Source organism: Nocardioides sp. SRI_004 (genome assembly GCF_057586415.1).
The window spans coordinates 1-21,075 of sequence record NZ_JBYCZV010000007.1; the positions used below are offsets into that span (position 1 = coordinate 1).

Annotated in this window: 21 protein-coding genes; 6 read left to right on the forward strand and 15 right to left on the reverse strand. The window is 72.5% G+C overall.

The features are described 5' to 3' along the window. The 6 genes from AC2YHB_RS10995 to AC2YHB_RS11020 form a co-directional block, all read right to left on the reverse strand. A partial coding sequence (locus AC2YHB_RS10995; RefSeq protein ID WP_487353892.1) for a DEAD/DEAH box helicase occupies positions 1-1,314 on the reverse strand: 1,314 nt, incomplete at its 3' end. Positions 1,315-1,538: 224 nt separating this feature from the next. Beyond that, positions 1,539-2,702, reverse strand: a complete 1,164-nt coding sequence (locus AC2YHB_RS11000; RefSeq protein WP_487353893.1) for a CaiB/BaiF CoA transferase family protein — start codon at positions 2,700-2,702, stop codon at positions 1,539-1,541. Between the two features lie 112 nt (positions 2,703-2,814). Beyond that, positions 2,815-4,032 (reverse strand): M15 family metallopeptidase, encoded by a 1,218-nt coding sequence (locus AC2YHB_RS11005; RefSeq protein ID WP_179648803.1) that lies wholly within the window; start codon positions 4,030-4,032, stop codon positions 2,815-2,817. 88 nt (positions 4,033-4,120) lie between these two features. Next, on the reverse strand, positions 4,121-4,726 hold the full coding sequence (locus AC2YHB_RS11010) for a TetR/AcrR family transcriptional regulator (protein ID WP_242530435.1): 606 nt from the start codon (positions 4,724-4,726) through the stop codon (positions 4,121-4,123). A gap of 18 nt (positions 4,727-4,744) precedes the next feature. Then, positions 4,745-4,945 carry a ferredoxin gene (locus tag AC2YHB_RS11015; protein ID WP_242530434.1) on the reverse strand — a complete coding sequence of 67 codons (201 nt, stop codon included), beginning with the start codon at positions 4,943-4,945 and terminating at the stop codon, positions 4,745-4,747. Further along, entirely contained in the window at positions 4,945-6,453 is a 1,509-nt protein-coding gene (locus tag AC2YHB_RS11020; protein WP_036543729.1) for a fatty acid desaturase, read from the reverse strand. Before AC2YHB_RS11020 ends, AC2YHB_RS11015 begins: the two co-directional genes overlap by 1 nt. A 159-nt stretch (positions 6,454-6,612) precedes the next feature. Here AC2YHB_RS11020 and AC2YHB_RS11025 point away from each other — a divergent pair, with 159 nt between their 5' ends. Next, positions 6,613-8,181 carry a serine/threonine-protein kinase gene (locus AC2YHB_RS11025; protein ID WP_487353894.1) on the forward strand — a complete coding sequence of 523 codons (1,569 nt, stop codon included), beginning with the start codon at positions 6,613-6,615 and terminating at the stop codon, positions 8,179-8,181. Continuing rightward, complete coding sequence (locus tag AC2YHB_RS11030) at positions 8,175-8,942, forward strand: M15 family metallopeptidase (protein ID WP_487353895.1); 768 nt, start codon at positions 8,175-8,177, stop codon at positions 8,940-8,942. Before AC2YHB_RS11025 ends, AC2YHB_RS11030 begins: the two co-directional genes overlap by 7 nt. On the opposite strand, the gene AC2YHB_RS11035 is transcribed toward AC2YHB_RS11030, so the two are convergent. Both AC2YHB_RS11035 and AC2YHB_RS11040 read right to left on the reverse strand, forming a co-directional pair. Beyond that, positions 8,885-10,300, reverse strand: a complete 1,416-nt coding sequence (locus AC2YHB_RS11035; RefSeq protein ID WP_487353896.1) for a cytochrome P450 — start codon at positions 10,298-10,300, stop codon at positions 8,885-8,887. The two genes, AC2YHB_RS11030 and AC2YHB_RS11035, sit on opposite strands and share 58 nt — an antisense overlap. Continuing rightward, on the reverse strand, positions 10,287-10,586 hold the full coding sequence (locus AC2YHB_RS11040; RefSeq protein ID WP_179648801.1) for a hypothetical protein: 300 nt from the start codon (positions 10,584-10,586) through the stop codon (positions 10,287-10,289). Before AC2YHB_RS11040 ends, AC2YHB_RS11035 begins: the two co-directional genes overlap by 14 nt. 191 nt (positions 10,587-10,777) lie before the next feature. On the opposite strand from AC2YHB_RS11040, the gene AC2YHB_RS11045 reads away from it, so the two are divergent. From AC2YHB_RS11045 to AC2YHB_RS11060, 4 genes are all read left to right on the forward strand, one after another. After that, complete coding sequence (locus AC2YHB_RS11045; protein ID WP_207008064.1) at positions 10,778-12,028, forward strand: sensor histidine kinase; 1,251 nt, start codon at positions 10,778-10,780, stop codon at positions 12,026-12,028. Further along, entirely contained in the window at positions 12,025-12,738 is a 714-nt protein-coding gene (locus AC2YHB_RS11050) for a response regulator transcription factor (protein WP_487353897.1), read from the forward strand. The genes AC2YHB_RS11045 and AC2YHB_RS11050 overlap by 4 nt, the downstream gene beginning before the upstream one ends. A gap of 145 nt (positions 12,739-12,883) precedes the next feature. Beyond that, the gene (locus AC2YHB_RS11055; RefSeq protein ID WP_179648797.1) at positions 12,884-13,474 is read left to right on the forward strand and encodes a TetR/AcrR family transcriptional regulator; all 591 of its coding nucleotides are present in this window, start codon (positions 12,884-12,886) and stop codon (positions 13,472-13,474) included. A 74-nt stretch (positions 13,475-13,548) separates the two neighbouring features. Next, positions 13,549-15,972, forward strand: a complete 2,424-nt coding sequence (locus tag AC2YHB_RS11060; protein WP_487353898.1) for an MMPL family transporter — start codon at positions 13,549-13,551, stop codon at positions 15,970-15,972. Positions 15,973-16,039: 67 nt separating this feature from the next. On the opposite strand, the gene AC2YHB_RS11065 is transcribed toward AC2YHB_RS11060, so the two are convergent. The 7 genes from AC2YHB_RS11065 to AC2YHB_RS11095 all read right to left on the reverse strand — a co-directional run bounded on the left by AC2YHB_RS11065 (position 16,040) and on the right by AC2YHB_RS11095 (position 21,054). Then, positions 16,040-16,519 carry a glutathione peroxidase gene (locus tag AC2YHB_RS11065; RefSeq protein WP_036543733.1) on the reverse strand — a complete coding sequence of 160 codons (480 nt, stop codon included), beginning with the start codon at positions 16,517-16,519 and terminating at the stop codon, positions 16,040-16,042. A 22-nt stretch (positions 16,520-16,541) separates the two neighbouring features. Next, positions 16,542-16,946, reverse strand: coding sequence for a hypothetical protein (locus AC2YHB_RS11070; RefSeq protein ID WP_487353899.1), 405 nt, complete (start codon positions 16,944-16,946; stop codon positions 16,542-16,544). Between the two features lie 43 nt (positions 16,947-16,989). Further along, complete coding sequence (locus tag AC2YHB_RS11075) at positions 16,990-17,451, reverse strand: hypothetical protein (RefSeq protein ID WP_487353900.1); 462 nt, start codon at positions 17,449-17,451, stop codon at positions 16,990-16,992. 12 nt (positions 17,452-17,463) lie between these two features. Further along, on the reverse strand, positions 17,464-18,090 hold the full coding sequence (locus AC2YHB_RS11080; protein ID WP_487353901.1) for a nitroreductase family protein: 627 nt from the start codon (positions 18,088-18,090) through the stop codon (positions 17,464-17,466). 62 nt (positions 18,091-18,152) lie between these two features. Further along, positions 18,153-19,055: a hypothetical protein gene (locus AC2YHB_RS11085; RefSeq protein WP_487353902.1), complete on the reverse strand. Its 903-nt coding sequence runs from the start codon at positions 19,053-19,055 to the stop codon at positions 18,153-18,155. Beyond that, positions 18,986-20,488 (reverse strand): XrtP-associated glycosyltransferase, encoded by a 1,503-nt coding sequence (locus AC2YHB_RS11090; RefSeq protein WP_487353903.1) that lies wholly within the window; start codon positions 20,486-20,488, stop codon positions 18,986-18,988. The genes AC2YHB_RS11085 and AC2YHB_RS11090 overlap by 70 nt, the downstream gene beginning before the upstream one ends. Next, positions 20,485-21,054 carry a hypothetical protein gene (locus AC2YHB_RS11095; protein WP_487353904.1) on the reverse strand — a complete coding sequence of 190 codons (570 nt, stop codon included), beginning with the start codon at positions 21,052-21,054 and terminating at the stop codon, positions 20,485-20,487. Before AC2YHB_RS11095 ends, AC2YHB_RS11090 begins: the two co-directional genes overlap by 4 nt. Positions 21,055-21,075 lie beyond the last annotated feature (21 nt).

A 21,075-nucleotide genomic window follows, 5' to 3' on the forward strand; every position in this document is an offset into this window, starting at 1 on the left:
GCCCTGGCCGCCCTGGCCGCCGGACTTCTTCGCGGCCGGCTTCTTCGCGCCGCCACCGCTGCGACGACGACCGCCGCCGCCACCGTTGCCGCCGCCCTGGGCGGGGGCCGGGGACAGGTCGATACCGCCGGGGCGGCTGCGCTCGCCAGGGGCGAGCTCGAGCAGCACCGGGTGGTGCGAGCCGGAGATCCGCGTGGTGGTCGGCTTGATGCCCGCCGCACGGGTCAGGTCGCTGACGTCGCGACGCTGGTCGCTGGTCATCAGGGTGACGACCGTGCCGGCGGCACCGGCGCGGGCCGTGCGACCGGAGCGGTGCAGGTACGCCTTGTGCTCGGCCGGCGGGTCGGCGTGGACGACGAGCGAGACGTCGTCGACGTGGATGCCGCGGGCGGCGATGTCGGTCGCGACGAGGGTGGTCGCCGTACCGCTGTGGAAGGCCTCCATGTTGCGGGTCCGGGCGCCCTGGCTGAGGTTGCCGTGCAGGTCGACCGCGGGCACGCCGTTCTTGTTGAGCTGGCGGGCCAGCGCCTTCGCGCCGTGCTTGGTGCGGGTGAAGACGACGGTGCGACCGGGCGCGCTGACCAGGTCGAGCAGCACGGGCAGGCGCTGCTCGCGCTCGACGTGCAGGACGTGGTGGTCCATCTTGGCGACCGGCGACTGCGCCGAGTCGGCCTCGTGGACCGCGGGCTTGTCGAGGAAGCGCTTGACCAGCACGTTGATCGCGCCGTCGAGCGTCGCGGAGAAGAGCATCCGCTGGCCGTCCTTCGGCGTCTGGTCAAGCAGGCGTCGTACGGCGGGCAGGAAGCCGAGGTCGGCCATGTGGTCGGCCTCGTCGAGGACCGTGACGCGGACGTCGGCGAGGCTGCAGTGACCCTGGCCGATGAGGTCCTCGAGCCGGCCGGGGCAGGCGATGAGGATGTCGACGCCGTTGCGCAGCGCGGTGACCTGCGGGCCCTGGCCGACGCCGCCGAAGACGGTGGTGGTGCTCAGGCCGACGGCCTTGGCCAGCGGGGTGATGGTCGCGGCGATCTGCGAGGCGAGCTCACGGGTCGGGGCGAGCACCAGCGCACGCGGCCGCTTGGGGGCCGGGCGACGGCGGTCGGCGTCGAGACGCGCGACCAACGGCAGGCCGAAGGCGTAGGTCTTGCCGGAGCCCGTGCGGCCGCGGCCGAGGACGTCGCGGCCCTTCAGCGAGTCCGGCAGGGTCGCGGCCTGGATCGGCGTCGGCACGGTGATGCCGTCCGCGGTCAGGACGTCGAGCAGGGCAGTGGGAACGCCGAGGGCGGCGAACGTGGTGGTACCAGTCGTGGGCACGGATGTTCTCTCCGGGGAGCACGACGCAAGGCGCGGCGATCCCCTGTGCTGGGCGTCTCGCCGTGCTGCCTGTCCGGTGACAGGCGTTGAAGCGGTGCCTCCTGCGAGGGGCGCGGCCGACGGTGGTGCTCGTGCGGTGCGCCGGGATCCGGGGCAAGACTGGCCGGATCGGTGACCCCAGCCTAGGGCCGCGGACCCCCCGAAGGAGAATCCGCGGCGTGGCGTCACTGCGTGATCTGCACCGCGGCGCCGCGCTCGAGCAGCCCGTCGACGTCCTTGACGCCCCAGGCCTCGAGGGCCTCGCGGGTGTGCGCGCCGGCGCCGGGGGCGGGCGGGTGCGACAGCGTCGCCTGCGTGCGGGAGAAGCGCGGCGCGGGCTGCGGCTGCACGATGCCCTCGTGCTCGACGAAGACCTCGCGGGCCTTGATGTGCGGGTGGTCCTTGGCCTCGCTGATCCGGAGGATCGGCGCCACGCAGGCGTCGGTGCCGTCGAAGATCGCGCACCACTCGTCGCGGGTCTTCGTCTTGAAGGTGGTGGCGATCAGCTCGCGCAGCTCGTCGGTCTTGGCGAGGTCCCAGCGGTCGGGGGCGGTGCCCTCGATGCCGAGCAGCTTCACGAAGAGGTCGTAGAACTGGGGCTCCAGCGCGCCCACCGACATGTGCTCGCCGTCGGCGGTCTCGTAGATGTCGTAGTACGGCGCGCCGCCGTCGAGCAGGTTGGCCGCCCGCTCCTCCTTGAACCCGCCCCCGGCGAGGAAGGCGGAGGTCATCGCGTTGAGGTTGGCGGTGCCGTCGACGATCGCCGCGTCGACGACCTGGCCCTTGCCGGACGCCTGCGCCTCGAAGATCGCGGCGAGGATCCCGATGACGAGGTACGTCGACCCGCCACCGAAGTCGCCCACGAGGTTGGTCGGGAACTGCGGCTTCTCCTTGACCTGGCCCAGGCCGCGGAGTGTGCCGGTGATGGCGATGTAGTTCATGTCGTGCCCGGCCGCCTGCGACCACGGGCCGTCCTGGCCCCAGCCGGTCATCCGGCCGTAGACCAGGCGCGGGTTGCGCTCGAGGCAGGCCTCCGGGCCGAAGCCGAGCCGCTCGGCCACGCCGGGGCGCATGCCCTCGACCAGCACGTCGGCCTGCTCGACCAGGTCGAGGACGGTGGCGACCGCCTCGGGGTCCTTGAGGTTGAGCGCGACGCTCGGGCGACCGCGGTTGAGCAGGTCGTGCGAGCCACCGGTCAGCATCTGGCCGCCGGGACGCTCCACGCGGATCACGTCGGCGCCCAGGTCGGCGAGGATCATGCAGGCGTGCGGGCTCGGCCCGATGCCGGCGATCTCGACGACCTTGAGGCCCTTGAGCGGACCGGTTCCCTGTCCCAGCGCGAACGTCATGGGCCGATCATGGCACGGATCGTGACAGTAGTGCTGTCACAGTTGGCTACTGTCCAGTAGCGGGCGTCTGGTGACGGTCGCTGCGCGACCTCCACGACGACCGGAAGGTCGATCAGCCGGGGTTGACGATCTTCGCGAGCTCGAAGTGCATCGGGTCGGTCCAGGCCCAGTCACCGCCCCAGGCAAAACCCCAGTACTTGAAGATCGCGACGACCTCGCGGTTCATCTCACCGACGGTGCCGCGCTGGTTGCCGGGGACGTTGAAGTCGAGGGCCAGCCCGAAGGAGTGGTTGGAGAGCGTGGTCGACCCGGCGATGAAGCGGGGGTAGTAGCAGCCGGCGTACTCGTTGGCGTGGATCTCCTTGGCCAGGCCGCGGTTGACCACCTCGATCAGCGCGGCGCGCAGCTGGGGGATCATGAACTTGTTGCACGTGACGCTGCCGAGGATCGGGACCTGCTCGGTCACGATGTGCGAGCGGACCCAGGCCGGGTCGGGCGCGATCCGGCCGCCGCCGATCGGGGTGTAGCGGAACACGCCGACCGCGTCACGGAAGGCACCGACCGGGATGACGTTCTGGAAGGTGCCGAGGTCGAGGCCCTCGGAGGCGACGATGTCGAGCGCCGTGATCGAGAACCGCTTCTTGCCGAAGGTCTTCTCGATCGCCTCGCGCACGGCCTGGGGCGACGCGATCCCGGTGTTGATCAGGATCGCGTTGTCCTTCTGGAGGCCGAGCTCCTCGCCCCACTTCGCGTTGACCATCGCGTCGACGCTGTCGACCTCGGACGGCGACCAGGCGCCGACGTGGATCCGCTCCTTGCCGACCTTCAGGTAGCCCTCGCCGTCGACCTGGAGCTCCTGCTGGAGGCCGTCGTCGACGGCGACCTCGCCTCCGGCGATCCGGTCCCACTGCTCCTGGAACTCCGCGCTGCGGCTGCCGGTGAAGGCGCGGTAGGCGGCGCCGTCGACGGCGGCGATGTTGTAGAAGCGGCCGTCGGCGGAGAAGTTGCCGTAGGAGAGCGTCGTGTACGCCGCCACGCCCTTGTTCTTCTTGACCTTCACCGCGAGCAGCTTGTCGAGGTCGTCGTCGGGGATGGTCTCCTGGCTCACGAGGAGCAGGTCGTCGCCGTACTGCGTGCCGTCGAACTTCCCGGGCGCCGCGACGGCGTGCGCGGGGTCGAGCGCGTTGTCGGGGATGGGCGCCGTCGACGCGGCGGCCGCGCTGGTGTCGCCCTCGGCGGACTCCTTGCCGTCCTTGCCCGAGTCGCCGCAGCCGGACAGCAGCGTGGCGACCAGCACTGCCGACACCCCTGTCGTCAGTGCAGCCGTCATCCTCGCGCGTCGCGCCAGCCCCATGGCCCCTTCCCCGCCACCGGCCCTCCCGGCAGTCCTCCCGCGACCGAGTGTATGACGCCGGGCGTCAGGCGAGGACGCGTTCGGCAATCCACGCGATGTCGTCGGCCGTGCGGGCCGGCGTCGCGCTGGGCTGCATCACGTGGCTGAGCACCAGGCGGACCACCATGTCGATGCTCGCCTCGAGCCGGCCCTCCGGCAGCTGGACGTCGTACGACGCCACCCGCTCCGCGACGACGAACTTGGCGCCCTCGAGGAGGTACTCGGAGTGGGTGGTCAGCAGCGGCAGGAGCTCGGTGTCGGCGCCATGGGTGGCGGAGACGACGGCGTGGAGGAGCGCGTTGTCCTCGGCGTACTTCAGCACGCGGCGCGCGGAGTCGCGGATCGCGCCGATCAGGTCGTCGGGGTTCTCGTCGAACGAGCGGGTCACCCCGGCGAGGAAGCGGTCGAGCTCGCGCATGACCATCGCCTCGGCGAGGTCGTTCTTGGTGCCGATCTCGTTGTAGACCGTCTGCCGGCTGACGCCCACGTCGTCGGCGAGGCGGGCCATGGTGACCCGGCCCCAGCCGGACGTGGTCATGATCCTGACGGCCGCCTCGAGGAGGCGGTCCCGCAGCGACGGGGGCGCGGACGCCATCGCGTCCGCCACCCCGTCACCGGCTCGTCCCGCCACGATGGACATCGTGCTCCCTCAGCCCTCGAGCGTCAGGGCCAGCACGGGGCAGGCCTGGACGGCGGCGAAGACGTGGGCGCGGTCGGACTCCTCGGGGGAGTCGTCGAGGACGTTGACCTTGTCCTCGTCCTCGTCCACCTCGAAGTAGTCGTTGGCCATCGCCTCGCACATGCCGAGGCCCTCGCACTTGTCGAGGTCGGCGACGATCTTCATGGACATCAGGCCTTCACCTTCTCAGGGTCGAACGGGATGAAGTCGATCTTCTCGCGAACCCCGCAGTCAGGACAGCACCAGTCGTCCGGGATGTCGCTCCACGCCGTACCGGCGGCGAAGCCCTCGTGCTCGTCGCCGGCGGCGACCTCGTAGACGTAGGAGCAGCCGGGGCACTTCGCGGCGAGCACCTCGCCCTCGAACCTCTGCGCGAAGAGGTCGTCGGTCTTCAGGTTGTGCTCGGCCGGCGGCGGGAACTTCGCGAGGTACTTCGCCTCCTTGCCGGGCGCGATGTTGGCCAGGGTGACGTCGCCGTCGAGGTGCTCGACCACGCGGTGGTCCATCACCTTGCGCCACAGCGGCGGGATCAGCGCGAGGTTGATCATGCCGGCGTAGCCGGTCGGCAGGGCCGGGGACTCCTTGAAGTCGCGCAGGGCCTGGTAGCGCCGGGTCGGGTTCGCGTGGTGGTCGCTGTGGCGCTGCAGGTGGTAGAGGAAGATGTTGGTGACGATGTTGTTGCTGTTCCAGCTGTGCATCGGCAGCACCCGCTCGTAGCGCTGCTTCTCGCCGACCCGCTGGCGCTTGAGGCCGTAGTGCTCCAGGTAGTTGACGACCTCGAGGAGCGAGAAGCCGAACACGACGGTGATCGGGATGTAGACCGCGACCTGCCAGCCGTTGAGCGCGATGACCGCGGCCCAGAGGGCGACCGACATGGCCCAGGCGTTGAGGACGTCGTTGCCGATGTGGAACGGGTGGGTGCCCTTGCGGCGGTAGCGCTTGGCCTCGACCTCCCACGAGCTCTTCAGCGAGCCCCAGACCGTGCGCGGCCAGAAGCGGTAGAGGCTCTCGCCGAGGCGGGAGGACGCGGGGTCCTCAGGGGTCGCGACGCGGACGTGGTGGCCCCGGTTGTGCTCGATGTAGAAGTGGCCGTAGAAGGTCGGCGCGAGGGTGATCTTCGCCAGCCAGCGCTCGACGGACTCCTTCTTGTGGCCGAGCTCGTGCGCGGTGTTGATGCCGATGCCGACGACGCCGGCGATGGAGAGCGCCCACAGCGCCTTCTCCCACCACGGCAGCTCGAGATGGTCGGCCATCAGGTTGGCGCTCAGGTGGGCGTCGCCCCAGTCGCCGAGGCCGACGTGGTTGAGCACCCAGGCGACCGGGTTGCCCTCACCGATGATGTAGTAGCCGGCGAAGACGAGGGCGAACATCATCGGGACGTAGGCGAAGACGACCCAGCGGTAGTACTTGTCGTTCTCGAGCTCCTCGATGACCTCGTCCGGCGGGTTGCTCTGGTCGGTGCCCATGGCCAGGTCGAGCAGCGGGATCAGGAAGTTCACCAGGAACGGCGCGACCAGGGTGAAGCCCCACCAGCCGCCGGTGGCGATGTAGGCCAGGGCGAACAGCACCCCGAAGCCGGGCACCATCAGGCCCCAGAGCCACAGGTACCGCTTCTTGTCCTTCCACTGCTCGGTGGAACCGTCCGGGACGGTCTGTCCGATCTCCATCGATCCGGTCATGCGCCTGCCTTCCGTTGCCGCGACGTTACGTATCGCTTGACAGAAAGGTACGACTTGTAAAGTCCGTTTGACAAGAGGGTCGTGCTTGTAAAGTGATGGGGACCACAGCCACCGTGGTCATCGGCGTTCACCCGGGCGCGCTCGGGGAAGAATGCGGCCATGGCCGGCTACCCGCGCGAGGGCGAGACCTTCGGCGACTACGAGATCGACGGCGTCCTCGGCCGCGGTGGCATGGGCGTCGTGTACGCCGCCACGCACACCCGGATCAGGCGGCGGGTGGCCCTCAAGGTCATCGCGCCCGAGCTGGCCGGCACCGACGAGTACCGCGTGCGCTTCCTCAACGAGGCCGCCACCCTCGTCCGCCTCGACAGCCCGCACATCATCCAGGTCCTCGACCACGGCGAGACCGACGGCTCGCTCTTCATCGCCACCCAGCTGGTCGCCGGGGGCGACCTCGCCGGGCGGCTCGAGTCCGGCCCGCTGCCCGTGGGGCCGGCGCTCGCCCTGGCCGTGCAGATCACCTCCGGCGTCGCCGACGCGCACCGGGCCGGGATCCTGCACCGCGACATCAAGCCCAGCAACGTGCTCGTGACCGGTCCGGCCGACGCCCCGTTCGCCTACCTCTGCGACTTCGGCATCGCCCGCGACACCGAGCCCGACCACGGCCTGACCGTCACCGGCGCGGTCATCGGCACCTTCCCCTATCTCGCCCCGGAGCGCTTCCAGGGAGCCCCCGCGACGACGGCCACCGACGTCTACGCGCTCGGCTGCCTGCTGTGGGCGATGCTCACCGGCGAGCCGCCCTACGGCGGCACCCAGTTCTCGATGGCCCGCGACCACATCGAGGCGCCGGTGCGCCAGCTCGCCGCCGGCGAGCCGTGGGTCGACGACCTCAACGCCGTGCTGGCCCAGTCGATGGCCAAGGAGCCCACCCGGCGGTTCTCGACGGTCGATGCGATGCGGGTCGCCCTCGACCACGTGCTCGCCGGGGTCCCGATGGGCCGGCGGGACTCGCTCGTGCGGGCCACCGCGGCCGACGCCACGGTGGCGGGCGTCGTACCCCCTGCGCCGGTGGTGCCGGCTCCACCCGCTCCGCGGCCGCCCACCCCCGTCGCCACCGGTCCCGTCCCGCCGACCGTCTCCGGGCCGCTGCCGCCGGCGCCCCCGGCCCCGCCCCGCCGGGCCGGGTGGATCGCCGCGGGCGCCGCGCTCGTCGCGCTCGCGATCGTGCTCGGCGTCGCCTTCGCCCTGCAGCCGTGGGCCGAGGACGACAACGGTGGACGAGCCACCGACGACCGTGTCGCCGCCGACTCGGCGGGCTCGGCGGGCTCGGCCGGCTCCCCGACGACCTCGGAGGAGGGGGAGGTCGGCGGCATCGAGACGTCCGCGAACCCGACGCCCCAGAGCCCCACCGGCGGCGCGGCGAGCGGCGGCGCGCGCGAGCCGATCCCCGTGACCGTGGTCGGCACGTGCGGCGACGGCAGCTGCTACCTCCAGGTCCGGGAGGGCCGGTCGACCAGCGCCGGCGAGCTCGTCCGCAACGGCAGGAGCGTGCGCTGGGACGACGGCAGCACGCACCAGGTCGTGTGCGAGGCGTACGGGGACGAGGTGTCCTCGCAGAGCGTCGGCGGGAGCTCGCGGGTGTGGGCCCGGACGACCAGCGGCGGGTGGGTGTCCGCGCTGCACCTGGACGGCATCGACTCCTACGAGGTCGAGGTGGCGTGCTGAGGCCCAGGCGGACGCTCGCCTGCCTCACGCTGCTCGCTGCCTCGGGCTGCTCCGGTGGTGACCCGGCGCCGCAGCCTGCACCGACGACCGCCGCCGCGCCCACGACGCCCGCGCCGACGCACGCGCCGACGCACGCAGACCCCAGCGCCGAGCCGACCGGGTACGCCGCCACCAGCCGACCGCTCACCCCTGCCGAGCAACGCCGGATGCGCGGCGTGACGTGGCACCCCGGCTGCCCGGTGCCCCTCGCCGACCTCCGCGTCGTGCGGCTGACCTACCGCGACTTCGGTGGCGGGCGTCGTACCGGACGGCTGGTGGTGCACCGCGACGTCGTCGCCGACGTGACCCGGATCTTCCGCCGACTGTGGGAGCTGGACTTCCCCATCCGCCGGATGGTCCCGATCGAGGCGTACGACGGCGACGACTTCGCCTCCATCGAGGCCGACAACACCTCGGCGTTCAACTGCCGCGCGAAGACCGGGTCGAGCAGCTGGTCGCACCACGCCTACGGCCGCGCGATCGACCTCAACCCGCTCGAGAACCCCTACGTGTACGACGGCCGCCGCACCAGCCACGAGCGGTCGATCCCCTACCTCGACCGCGCCCGCGACCGCCCCGGCGTGCTGCTGGCCGACGGCCCGGTGGTCGCCGTGTTCGAGCGGGCGGGGTGGTACTGGGCCGGCCGGTGGGAGGAGCCGACCGACTACCAGCACTTCTCGGCGATGCCGGACCCCGCGCACGGCGAGGGCACTACGCGCTGACGCGCGCCCCCCGTCGCGACCGGGAGCCGCTCGAACCCGCGCAGCACCCGGGTGGGCCGGCGCTCGGGCGTCCCGCTGACGTGGAGGTCGGGGAAGCGCTCGTAGAGGGCACGCAGGGCGGCGGCCGCCTCGAGCCGGGCGAGGCTCGCGCCGAGGCAGTAGTGGACGCCGGCGGAGAACGCGACGTGCTGGTCCGCGTTGGGGCGGGTGACGTCGAAGGTCGCAGGGTCCTCGAAGACCGCGGGGTCGCGGTTGGCGCCGCCGAGGTAGAGCAGGATCCCGTGCCCGGGCTCGAACCTCCTGCCGGCGACCTCGGTCTCGCGCAGCGCGATCCGCAGCGTGAGCTGGACCGGCGACTGGTGGCGCAGCACCTCGTCGACCGCGTTGCCCCAGCCGTCCGGGTTGTCCTGCAGCCAGCGCAGCTGGTCGGGGTGCGCGTCGAGCATCGCGACGGCGTTGCCGATCAGGTTGACCGTGGTCTCGAAGCCGGCCGCGAGGACCAGCAGGCCGACCTGGTGCAGCTCGACCCGGTCGAGCCGGTCGGGCCCGTCCAGCAGGGCGAGCTGGCTGATCAGGTCGTCGCCCGGCTGCTCGTCGGACTGGGCGACGAGCCGGTCGACGTGGCCGGCGAACCAGGCGTGCATCTCGCGCAGCGCCTGCTCGGCCCGCCGGAACTGGCCCCACGTCAGGCCCGGGTCGAGGGTCACGGCGGCCTCGTTGCCCAGCTCGAGCAACCGGCCGCGGTCCTGCTCACGCACGCCGAGGAGGTCGGCGATGACGGTCACCGGCAGCTGGGAGGCGTAGCGGTCGACGAGGTCGAAGGACTCCGCCCCGGCGAGGTCGTCGAGCAGGTCGGCGGCGACCTGCTCGACGCGGTCGCTCATCCGGCCGACCTTGCGCGCGGTGAACGCCCGCGCCACCTGCTTGCGGTAGCGGGTGTGGAGCGGCGGGTCGACCGCCAGCATCGACGGCGGGTCGACCGGGCCGAGGGTCTCGGGGTCGATCACCTTGTGGTGCAGCCACTGCAGCGGCTTCGGCAGCTCGCCCTGCCCACCGGCGGTCCCGAACGCGTCGCTGCGCAGGACCTCGTTGACGACGGCATGGTCGACGCTCGCCGAGATCAGGCCGTTGGCGCTGACCGCCCCGCGCCCGCGCAGCTCCTCGTACGCCGGGAACGGGTCGCGCCGCAGCGACGGGTCCATGACCATCCGGCTGATCAGGTCGCCGCGGCGGGCGCCCCGCTGGATCATGGCGCGCTGGAGGCCGTGCGCCAGGCCCCAGGCCGCGAACGAGCGCGGGGTGTCGAGCGCGGTCCGGAGCCGGCTGCGTCGCACGAGCGCGAGGTCAGGCGACGACACGGGTGGCGCCCTCGGCCTCCAGCACCCGGAGCACACCCCGCGCGCGGCGGGCCAGGCTGCGGCGCTGCTCCTCGAGCTCGCGCTCCGGGAGGTGCGTGTCGAGCTGCGCGTTGACCGTGAGCTGCCAGCGGTAGCGCAGCGCGGCCAGCAGGCCGGCCCGGTCGCCGAACAGCTCGGCGTACTCGGTGCGCCAGGGCAGGACGGGGGACTCGGTGCGTGCGAGCTCCTCCTCCACGGCCCGCAGCACCTGCCAGCGACGGTGTGTCTCGCTCCAGGTCATCGTCATCACGACCTCTCTGTCGTGGGACCCGGTGGTCCGGGTCGACCCGGGATCTCCGGGTGATGGGTCGACGGTACGCAGTCGCACGTGGCCCGGGCATCGGCCGACGGCAGTCATTCCGGCTCCTACCAGGGGAGGACGCGGCGCACCTCCCGCGGCGGGATGACCGCGGTCGCGGTGCTCCCTACGCTGTTGTCATGCTGCGCTGGTTGCGGGCCGGGATCGAGGCGAACCTCGACCGGCACCAGGTCCTCTACCCGTGGTGGGTCCCCCTGACCTCCCACCTCGGGCAGGTGGCGTGCGTGCTGGTGAGCCTCGCGCTGCGCGACGCGCTCTGGCCGCTCGACCCGCTGCTGGTCTGCCTGCCGCTGGTGATGGCCTCCGCGCTGATCCAGTTCACGACGACCCGCTGGCTCCCCTGGTACGTCGACATCCTCGGCACCGTCGTCGCCGCAGGCCTGCTGCTGGCCCGGCCCGCCGACGGCGTGGTCGACCTCGCCCCCGCGATGCTCGCCCTCGCGACCGCCGAGATCACCGCCCGCGACGGCATCGGCGAGGGCCTCGCCGTGGCCGGGATCGGCCAGCTGGTGCTGATCGGCGCCGCCCTCGGTCCCGGCCTCGACGGTGCACCGCTCTACACCTTCGTGCTCCTCCTCGGCTTCGTCATCGGCGCGATGCTGCTGTGGCAGATGCGCGCCCTCATCGCCGAGCGCAAGGCCCGCGAGCAGGCGTGGGACCAGGCGACCACCGCCGAGCGCGAGCGGATCGCGCGCGAGATCCACGACCTCGTGGCGCACTCGCTGAGCATCTCCCTGCTGCAGGTCACCGGCGCCCGCCGCGCGCTGCGGGACGTGACCGGCACCAGCGACCCCGCCGAGACCGCCGAGGCGGTGGCCGAGGTCGACGCGGCCCTGGCCGACGCCGAGCAGGTCGGCCGGCGCGCGATGGCCGACATCCGTCGTACCGTCAGCGCGATGGCCGACGGAGCCGCGGACCGCCACGCACTCCCCGGCGCGGGCGACATCGCCGCCCTCGTGCGGGAGATGAGCGGCGCCGGCCTCGAGGTCGAGTACGACGAGCAGGGCGACCCCGCCTCGCTGCCCGCCGCCACCGGGCTCGGCCTCTACCGGATCACGCAGGAGTCGCTCGCCAACGTGGCCCGCCACGGCGGCTCCGAGCCCCGCGCGCGGGTGCGCCTCCGGGTCAACGGCGCCGGCGTCCACCTGCGGATCAGCAACCCTCTCCCCTCCGGCCGTCCGCGCGACGACGGGCTCGGCTCCGGACTGGCCGGCATGCAGGCGCGGGCCCACCAGCTGGGTGCGACGCTCGAGGCCGGACCGACCTCCGAGGGGTGGGCGGTCGACGTCCTGCTGGGCACGGGCGCGCGGGGAGCGGGCGCGATGGACCTGCCGTGCGGGCGCACGCTGCGGAAGCCGGGGCTGGCATGAGCGGCGCCGTCGACCAGCTGGTGCGGGTCGTGCTCGTCGACGACCAGGAGCTGGTCCGCTCGGGGCTGCGCCGCATCCTGCGGCGCCGCGACGGCTTCGAGATCGTCGCCGAGTGCGGCGACGGCAGCGAGGTGCCCGGCACGCTCGACGAGCTCGCGGCCCCCGACGGCGAGGGGGGCGACCGGGGCGTCGACGTCGTCGTGATGGACCTGCGGATGCGCACCGTCGACGGCATCACCGCCACGGCCGGTGTCGTCGCCCGCCCCGGCGGGCCGCCGGTGCTGGTGCTGACGACCTTCGACGACGACGAGATGCTGTCCGGCGCGCTGCGCGCGGGCGCGGCCGGCTTCCTGCTCAAGGACTCCTCCGCCGACGACCTGATCCGGGCGGTGCGCACGGTCGCCGACGGCGGCCACTGGCTCGACCCGTCGGTGACCGGGCGCGTCCTGCAGCAGTTCCGCACGGGCTCGCCGGTCGCCGCGGCCCGGACCAGCGCCGCGACCGACCCGCTCACCGCCCGCGAGCTCGAGGTCCTGCAGGCCATCGCGCTGGGCCGCAGCAACGGCGAGATCGCCGACGAGCTGGTCATCTCCGAGCTGACCGTGAAGAGCCACGTGGGGCGGATCTTCACCAAGCTCGGCCTGCGCGACCGCCCGGCGGCGATCGTCTACGCCTACGACAACGGCCTGGTCTCGCCCGGCCGCTCCTGAGTCGCCACGCACCTACCGAATTCGTCCTCCCGGCGGTCGTTCCGCGACGAATCCGGTAGGTGCGTGACCCCCTCCGGCCGACCCGAAGGTGGTGACGGTCGTCACAGATTTGCACTCACGACCACTTTGGTGCAAAGATGCACTTATGTCCGAGCTGTGCACGAATCGTCGCGAGACCAAGCGGTACCAGACCGCGCTGCGCCTGCAGCAGTGCGCGGTGCAGCTGACGGTCGAGCGGGGCTTCGACGGCTGGACCATCGACGACCTCGCCGCCGCCGCCGACGTCTCGCGCCGGACCGTGTTCAACTACTTCGACGGCAAGGCCGAGGTCGTGCTCGGTCCCGAACCGGAGGTCGACGACGAGCTCATCCAGGAGTTCGTCGACGGTGGCCCCACGGGCCGGCTCTTCGACGACCTGATCGTGCTCGCCCATGAGGCGACCCGCGAGAAGGCCCACACCGACCACCACATGGCAGCCGTGCGCGAGGCCGTGATGAACGACCCGCGCCTGATCCAGCTCGTCCACGAGCGCTTCGAGGTGGCCGCCGCGCTGCTCGGCGACTGCATGCGCCAGCGCGAGGGCGACGACTTCCCGGTCACGCGCTCGCGCACCATCCTGCGCCTGCTCATCACCTGCTTCGACGACGCCCTGGAGCGCACCGGCACCGACGCCACGCGCACCTTCCACGAGCACTTCGACGCCTGCGTCGCGGACATCCGCGGCGCGCTCGCCTGACCCGTTCCGCCTGCGTCCCCCACCCACCCGGCACCCGGAGACCCCGGAGCCGTTCGAACCCAGGAGACCTCACCATGGCCCGCCTGCTCTACAAGCTCGGCTCCACCGCCCATCGGCGCTGGCCGTTCTTCATCGCCGGATGGTTGCTGCTCGTCGTGGTCGTCGGCGCCATCGCCGGCGTCGCGTCGAAGCCGTTCAACGACGAGTTCACGATCCCCGGCATCCCGTCCGAGAAGGCCGCGGACATCCAGAAGGAGCTGTTCCCGGACTCCGGTGACGCCTTCGACGACGCGACCGTCAACGTCGTCGTCGCGGCGCCGAAGGGCCACACGCTCGCCGAGAAGCCCTACGCCGACGCCATCGCCGACCTGGTCACGGAGATCCCCGGTCTCCCGCAGATGGACGCCGACGCCCCGCAGCCCGGCCTCGTCGACCCGACCACCGCGGCCGACGCGCTCGAGCAGCAGTACCTCGACGGCGCGAAGGCCGCCGGTGGCGACGTGGCCCAGGCGAAGGAGGACGCCGCGGCGATCTCACCGCTCTCGGCCGACGGCCGGATCGGCACGCTCTCCTTCGAGTGGGACGTCGACACGGTCGCCGACCTGAAGGCCACCTCCGTCGAGGCCCTCGAGGACCTCCTCCACGAGACCACCGCCGACACCGGCCTCGTCGCCGAGGCCAACGGTCAGGGCATGACCGTCCAGGAGGCGCCCGGCGGCACCGCCGAGCTGATCGGCCTCGGCATCGCGCTCGTCGTGCTGCTGCTGAGCTTCGGCTCCCTGGTCGCCGCCGGCATGCCGCTGGTCAACGCGGTCTTCGGGGTCGGCCTGAGCATGGCCGGCGTCAGCGCCATGACCGCCTTCATGGACCTCAGCTCCTCCACCACGGCCCTGTCCTCGATGATCGGCCTCGCGGTCGGCATCGACTACACGCTCTTCATCCTCGCCCGCTACCGCACCGAGCTGCACCACACCGACGACCGCAGGCACGCGGCCGGCATCGCCGTCGGCACCGCCGGCTCGGCCGTCGTCTTCGCCGGCCTCACCGTGCTCATCGCGCTGTCGGCGCTCTCCGTCGTGGGCATCCCGTTCCTCACCTCGATGGGCCTCGCCGCCGCCGCGACCGTCCTCATCGCGGTGCTGGTGGCGCTCACCCTGCTGCCCGCCCTGCTCGGCATGACGAAGTCGTGGACCTTCCGCGGCCGGCACGTCCCTGTGCCCGGCCTGCGCTGGATGCGGATCCGCCAGTACAGCCCGAAGCGGGACCAGGACGGCCTCGTCGTCAACAACGGCGTGCGCTGGGCGCGGGTCCTCGCCAAGGCGCCCGTCGCGTGGGTGCTCGGTGTCGTCGTCCTGCTGGGGGCGCTGGCCGTCCCGATCTCGCAGATGTACCTCGCGTTCCCGAGCGACAGCACCGCCGCGAGCGACACCACGCAGCGCAAGGCGGCGGACCTCGCCGAGGAGGCCTTCGGCCCGGGCCGCCAGGGTCCGTTCGTCGTGGTCGTCGACGGCCGCGGGATCACCGGTGACGAGCAGCGCACCGAGGCGTTCGACCGGGTCGTCGACTGGGCCGCCGGCCAGGACGACGTCGCCAACGCCCAGCTGGTCGCGACCAACGCGCCCCGCGACGACAAGGGCGTGCCGAACGGCCCGGCCACCGGCGCGATCATCCAGATCGTGCCCGCCTCCGGCCCGGACGACCCGAAGACCCTCGACCTGCTCGAGGCGCTGCGCGAGGGCCAGTCGGCGATCGAGGACGAGACGGGTACGACGGTCGGCGTCACCGGCCTGACCGCGATCACCACCGACGTGTCGGACCAGCTCAACGGCGCGCTGCCGGTCTACCTCGCCGTGGTCATCGGGCTCGCGTTCATCCTGCTGATGCTGGTGTTCCGCTCGATCCTGATCCCGCTCACCGCCACCCTGGGCTTCCTGCTCTCGGTGCTGGCGACGCTGGGCGCGACCGTGGCGATCTTCCAGGAGGGTGCCTTCGGGATCTTCGAGGGCCAGCCGATCGTGAGCTTCATCCCGATCTTCGTGATCGGCGTGGTGTTCGGCCTCGCGATGGACTACCAGGTCTTCCTGGTCACCCGGATGCGGGAGGCGCACGTCCACGGGCTCTCGACCCACGAGGCCGTCGTCGACGGCTTCCGCAACAGCGCCCGGGTGGTCACCGCCGCCGCGGCGATCATGATCGCGGTCTTCTCCGGCTTCATCCTCGAGGACGACGCGATCATCAAGTCGATGGGCTTCGCGCTGGCGCTGGCGATCGTGTTCGACGCGTTCATCGTGCGGATGGTCCTCATCCCGTCGCTGCTCTACATCCTCGGCGAGAAGGCCTGGTGGCTCCCGGGGTGGCTCGACCGGATCCTCCCGAACGTCGACGTCGAGGGTGCCTCGCTCGAGCGTGACTCGATCCCGGGTGCGGTCGCCCGCGCCGACGATGTCGACGACCTGGACGACGACCTCGACCAGGACCGCGAGCTCGCCGGCGTCTGACGCCGCCCGGGCAGCACGCACGAGGGGGCCGTCCCGATCGGGACGGCCCCCTCGTCGTACCTGTGCGTCAGCCGAGCGCCTTCTCGATGTCGCCGGTCAGCTTCTCCGGCTTGGTCGTCGGCGCGAAGCGGTCGATGACCCGGCCGTCGCGACCGATGAGGAACTTCGTGAAGTTCCACTTGATGCCGCCGCCGAGCAGGCCGCCCTCCTCCTTCTTCAGCCACTGGAAGAGCGGGTGCGCGTCGTCGCCGTTGACGTCGATCTTGGCGAACATCGGGAAGGTCACGCCGTAGTTGCGCTCGCAGAAGGTCGCGATCTCCTCCTCGTCGCCCGGCTCCTGGTGCCCGAACTGGTCACACGGGAAGCCGAGCACCTCGAAACCGCGGTCACCGTAGGTGTCCTGCAGCTCCTGCAGGCCCTTGTACTGCGGGGTGAAGCCACACTTCGAGGCCGTGTTGACGACGAGGACCACCTTGCCGTCGTACGACGACAGGTCGACCGGCTTGCCGTCGATCGAGGTCGCGGAGAAGTCGCTGAGGGAGGTCATGCGGGCAAGTGTGGCAGGGGCGTCATCGGCGACGCAGCGACCGCGCCTGCAGCAGCGCGAGATCGGCCACCACGACCGCCTGGGCGACGACCCACGCGCGACCGGGGCCGTCGAGGTCGAAGGCACCGGTGAGGGCGACCTCGAGGGAGGCGACGACCCAGACCAGGTTGCCGACGACGACGCCCCAGCCGACCCGGACGGACAGGGAGCTGCGGGCGTAGAGGCCGACGGCCACGGCGTAGGCGACCATGAACAGGCCGATGCCGCGGTAGGTGGCCGGGTCGCCACCGAGCAGGTCGGCGAGCGGGCCGGCAGCCGCGAGGTAGGCGAGCGCGTTGATGCCGGTGATCACGGCGTCGGCGGCGAACCAGAGGCGCGGGCGGCTCGTCGTGGCGGAGCTGGCGTGCGGTGCGGTGAGAGTGGTCATCGGTTCCTCCTCGGGGAGTCGGGTCGAGCGGATGACCCGACTCTCACCCCTCGGAGGTGTCCCCGGCGATGACGTCGGAGGTCATGCCGCCCCGGCGGACCCGCCACAGCAGCAGGCCGAGCAGCAGCACGACGACGTCCACGACGCCGATGACGATGTAGCCGAGCGGGCTGGCCCGCTCGCCGTCGACGTGCTGCGCGCCGGGGTTGTCGCGGAGCACCCGGACGCCGATCTCGCCGGACTCCTCGGCCCGCTGCCAGGTCGCCCGGTCGACCTCGGCCGGCCACGTCTGCCGGTCCGGGTCGATGTCCTCCGGCAGCCGCAGGCGGATGACGTAGTGCGGGTCCGTCTGCTCGCGCAGCACGTCGGTGTCGGTGACCTCGGCGGTCACCTCGACGCCGTCGCGACTGATGCGCCACTGCTGCCAGGAGTGGTGCAGGAACGGCAGGTTCACCAGCACGGCGACGAAGAGGAGGGCGGCGACGGCGCCGCGGCCGGGGCGCATCGGGCGGGTGGCCTAGCTGCGCTCGGTCGGGGCGGTGGCCGGCCCGGACGGCGCGAGCCCGGGCCAGGCGTGGCCCCACCGGTCGTCGTACACGGTGTCGGCGAGGGGGCGGCGGTCGCGGACCCGGTGGTCGCGCTCGGCGTCGCGCTCGGGGACGTCGGCGGGGTTGCCGCGGACGCCGACGGCGATGCCGGCGATGAGCCGGGCGTCGTCGGGCAGGCCGAGGCCGGCCGCGACCGCGGCGTGGTCGAATCCCCCGAACTGGTGGGCCTTGAGGCCCATCGCCTCCGCCTGGAGGGTCAGGTGCGCGGAGGCCTGGCCGACGTCGTGGGCCGGGATCAGCAGGTCCTTGAGCTCGTCGCCGTCGGTGCCCAGCACGGCGGCCGAGAGGAACACGACCGACGCGCGCGGCACCCAGCCGGAGTTGCCCCGGCTGAGGTGGGGCACCAGCACCGCGTGGGCGGCGCTGCCGCGGGGCGCCACGACATAGCGCCACGGCTGGCGGTTGCCCGAGCTCGGGGCCCACTGGGCCGCCTCGAGCAGGCGGGTGATCTCGGCGTCGGTCAGCTGGTGGGCGTCGTCGAACACACTCGGGCTCCAGCGGGAGTGCATCGGCTCGGCGATGTCGACCGGGTTCATGGGACGAGTATCGCGGGACCCCGAGCGCCCCGGGGGGACCAGGGCGCCCGGGGAGACGGCGGTCAGGCCGCGGCGGCCTGGTCCTTGCGGAGCCTGCGGCCGGCGTACACCGAACCGCCGAGGACCGCGACGGTGGCCGCAGCAGTCGCGATGCCGCCCGGGGTCAGCGGCAGGCCCGGCACGTCGGCCGTCAGCGCGTTGTCGCCGCACACGCTCCTGCCGATGTCGATCGACGCGATCGAGCTGTTCGGGCCGAGGCCGATGTGCAGGGCCGTGGCCGACGTCTGCGGGCCGGTGGTGTCGACCTTGTTGACGTCGAGGCTGATCACCGACGAGAACGGCGCCGGGATCGAGAACGAGCCGTTGGCGTTGACCGGGATCCTCACCTCGGGGCCGGGGATGCCCAGGATGACGGTCTGCGCGATCAACGTGACGTTCGCCAGGGTCGAGCCCGCGGAGAACCCGCTCGTCCCGTCGGCCGGGCCGGCCGTGCAGTACGAGTAGAGCGAGCTCGCCTCGAGGCGGAACCGGAACCCGGTGCCCGCGACGGCGAAGCTCGGCAGGTTGACCAGGGCCGGGCCCGAGGTGGTCGCGGAGCAGGTGCCGTCGTCGCCGACCGAGAGCGCGCCGCCGTTGCCGACGATGCCGGCGCAGGCGGCCGACGTGCCGTCGTCCCCGGCGACCGCCGTCTGGCTGTAGACGCCCGTGTTGGTCAGCGTGACGCCCGGGAAGAGCGGGATCGCGCCGTCGAGGGAGTCGGTCACCGTCGGGACGGAGCCGTCGTTGGTGGCGTCGGAGGACGGGATGAGCGGGGTCGACAGGGCGGCGATCTGGATCGCCGACGCCTCGGCCTGGCTGACGGTCGCGGCCTGGGCCGACCCGGCGGTCAGCAGGGTCAGGGCAGCCGCGGCCGCGACGACCCGCAGCCCATGGGAGAGGCTGCGGAGTCCGGTGGGACGGGACATGTTTCGTTCCTTCTTCTACGGGGTGGCCGGCGCCCTGGTGGCGTCGGACAGGCGGGGGTGGCGGCGGGCGCGACGTCGGCCGCGACGGGCTCCGCCAGGACGCGGCTGGTCTTCGCCCAGCTGTCGTGCGAGCGCAGGACGCGGTGGAAGCCGGTCCACACGGACGCGAGCATCAGGTAGGTGTAGCCCCAGTAGGCGAGGCCGAGGCCGACCGCCGCCCGGCGCGAGAGCTGCGGCTCGCAGCGCAGCCGGTAGACCAGGCCCCAGACGACGAGCGGCCCCACACCGAAGACGGCGACCAGCGGGACCAGGCCCCAGGCGCCCTCGAGGAACCAGCCGGTCACGCCGGTCGGGTGGACCGTCGCCCAGTAGCCGAGGATCACGGTCGCCGCGGTGTAGACGACCGTGCCGAGGAGCTGGGTCCACGGGATCATCAGGAAGTACGAGATCTCCAGGGCCGACGGCGTCGAGATCTCGCGGCTCAGCAGCACCCGCTTGAAGTACTTCGCGCACTGCATGCCGCCCTGCGCCCAGCGCGCCCGCTGCCGGATCAGCGGCCGGACCCGCGGCAGGCCCTCCTGGGCGACCCACGTGTCGTCGCAGTACCGGTTGCCCCAGCCGGCGAGCAGCACGTGCAGGCCGAGCTCGAAGTCCTCGAGCAGGGCGCCGTGCCAGGGCGTCTGGTTCTCGTCCGCGATGGCGTCGAGCACCACGAGCCGGGTGAACTGGCCGTTGCCCCCCATGCCGGCCGAGCCGATCCGGTGGCGCAGGTGCTGCATCGCCGCGATGACGGTGCGGAACTCGAGGTCCTGCAGCAGCACGAGCAGCCGTCCGAGGCGGGTGTCCGCCGCGGGGTCGTCGGCGTCCGGGCGCCCCGCGATGCCGCGGTTCATCATCCGCACCTGCACCTGGACGGCCCCGATCGACGGGTCGCCGAAGCCGGCCGGGCCGGCGATGACATCGAGCGCATCGGGCGCCAACCGGCCGTCGGCGTCGACCACGCCGACGACCACCCGCGAGGCGTCGTACGACGGCTGCTCGGTCGCGAGCCACGCCTTGATCCGCCGCCAGGCGGCGTTGAGCGCGGCACCCTTGCCCTGCCGCGCCTCGGGTGCGCGGCGGCTCACGAGGTGCACGTGGTCGTCGGTCGCGGCGAGGCGCGCGAGGATCTCGCCGGTCCCGTCGGACGAGTCGTCGTCGACGCACCACAGGTGGGCGGTCGGGTGGTCGGAGCGCAGCCGGGCGACGGTCCGCGCGATCACCACCTCCTCGTCCAGGCAGGGGAGGATCAGGTGGACGTCGAGGTCGCGGGCGTCGCCGGCCGGGTCGGGCCTCCGGCGCAGGAAGGGCACCAGGATCGCGGCGACATAGGCCAGGAAGAGGATGCAGAGCAGGAGCGCGGCCAGGTCGACCGCGGCGGATCCGAGGATCATCGCAGCGTCGCCTCGGGCCGCGAGACGAAGAGCCGGACGAAGAGCACGGCGCCCAGCACGAAGCCGACGGTGGTGATCGCACTGCCCAGGAACACGTGCGAGAAGTCGTAGCCGCGCTCGAAGCCCCACTCACGCATCGACAGGATGATCGCCGCGATCCGGACCTCGTTGGCCAGCACGAGGACGGCGGCGAGCTGGGCGACCGACAGCGCGACCCGGGCCACCGACAGGGTGCGGAACCAGACGAACGGGGCGCAGCACACGAGCATCACCGCGAGCAGCGGCCCGATGCTGCAGCCGGCGGCCAGGCTGATCCCGGCGAGCCGGCCCTGGACGTCGACGAGCACGGCGGTGCCGATCTGCTGGGCATGGATGCCGCCGAGCTCGAGGAGCCGGGTCTGCGTCCACGCCTCCGCCAGCCGCACCGGCCGGGCGAACACGAGGAGCGCGACCGCGGCGGCCACCAGCGCCAGCGCCACCAGGCGGCGGCGCGGACCCGCCGCCCGCGACGGTACGACGTCGGCGCGACGCCGGCCGCGGGTCCGGCCCGGCAGGGGGTTCAGCACGGCCCAGCGGGACCGCTCGGC

Bases quoted from the DNA above. Each gene is read 5' to 3' on its own strand.
- AC2YHB_RS11000 (WP_487353893.1), bottom strand. From the start codon at position 2,702: ATGACGTTCGCGCTGGGACAGGGAACCGGTCCGCTCAAGGGCCTCAAG.
- AC2YHB_RS11005 (WP_179648803.1), bottom strand. From the start codon at position 4,032: ATGACGGCTGCACTGACGACAGGGGTGTCGGCAGTGCTGGTCGCCACG.
- AC2YHB_RS11015 (WP_242530434.1), bottom strand. From the start codon at position 4,945: ATGTCCATGAAGATCGTCGCCGACCTCGACAAGTGCGAGGGCCTCGGC.
- AC2YHB_RS11020 (WP_036543729.1), bottom strand. From the start codon at position 6,453: ATGACCGGATCGATGGAGATCGGACAGACCGTCCCGGACGGTTCCACC.
- AC2YHB_RS11025 (WP_487353894.1), top strand. From the start codon at position 6,613: ATGGCCGGCTACCCGCGCGAGGGCGAGACCTTCGGCGACTACGAGATC.
- AC2YHB_RS11040 (WP_179648801.1), bottom strand. From the start codon at position 10,586: ATGACGATGACCTGGAGCGAGACACACCGTCGCTGGCAGGTGCTGCGG.
- AC2YHB_RS11045 (WP_207008064.1), top strand. From the start codon at position 10,778: ATGCTGCGCTGGTTGCGGGCCGGGATCGAGGCGAACCTCGACCGGCAC.
- AC2YHB_RS11050 (WP_487353897.1), top strand. From the start codon at position 12,025: ATGAGCGGCGCCGTCGACCAGCTGGTGCGGGTCGTGCTCGTCGACGAC.
- AC2YHB_RS11055 (WP_179648797.1), top strand. From the start codon at position 12,884: ATGTCCGAGCTGTGCACGAATCGTCGCGAGACCAAGCGGTACCAGACC.
- AC2YHB_RS11060 (WP_487353898.1), top strand. From the start codon at position 13,549: ATGGCCCGCCTGCTCTACAAGCTCGGCTCCACCGCCCATCGGCGCTGG.
- AC2YHB_RS11065 (WP_036543733.1), bottom strand. From the start codon at position 16,519: ATGACCTCCCTCAGCGACTTCTCCGCGACCTCGATCGACGGCAAGCCG.
- AC2YHB_RS11070 (WP_487353899.1), bottom strand. From the start codon at position 16,946: ATGACCACTCTCACCGCACCGCACGCCAGCTCCGCCACGACGAGCCGC.
- AC2YHB_RS11075 (WP_487353900.1), bottom strand. From the start codon at position 17,451: ATGCGCCCCGGCCGCGGCGCCGTCGCCGCCCTCCTCTTCGTCGCCGTG.
- AC2YHB_RS11080 (WP_487353901.1), bottom strand. From the start codon at position 18,090: ATGAACCCGGTCGACATCGCCGAGCCGATGCACTCCCGCTGGAGCCCG.
- AC2YHB_RS11085 (WP_487353902.1), bottom strand. From the start codon at position 19,055: ATGTCCCGTCCCACCGGACTCCGCAGCCTCTCCCATGGGCTGCGGGTC.
- AC2YHB_RS11090 (WP_487353903.1), bottom strand. From the start codon at position 20,488: ATGATCCTCGGATCCGCCGCGGTCGACCTGGCCGCGCTCCTGCTCTGC.